The sequence below is a fragment of the Sporosarcina koreensis genome (assembly GCF_001531445.1).
In the GTDB taxonomy this organism is placed as follows: Bacteria; Bacillota; Bacilli; order Bacillales_A; family Planococcaceae; genus Sporosarcina; species Sporosarcina koreensis_C.
The window spans coordinates 1-243 of record NZ_LQYA01000303.1 but is presented as its reverse complement, the minus strand read 5'-3'; the positions used below and the strand labels follow the sequence as shown (position 1 = coordinate 243).

The window sequence follows — 243 nt, the reverse complement described above, 5'->3', positions numbered from 1 at the left end:
ATATTCCAAAGGAAAATAGGGGTAAAGCGTTTGGTCTTATTGGCTCCATAGTAGCTATGGGAGAAGGTATCGGTCCAGCTATTGGTTGAATGATAGCTCATTTTATCCATTGGTCTTATCTTCTGCTCATTCCAATGATGACAATTATCACTGTTCCGTTCCTTATTAAATTGTTGAAAAAAGAAGTAAGGATAAAAGGTCATTTTGATATTGTAGGAATTATACTAATGTCAGTGGGCATTG

General features: G+C 35.8%; 1 pseudogene. It reads left to right on the top strand.

Annotation, left to right across the window (positions count from 1 at the left end):
- Positions 1-243 (top strand): annotated as a pseudogene (locus AWV70_RS23215) (MFS transporter); the annotation flags it as partial.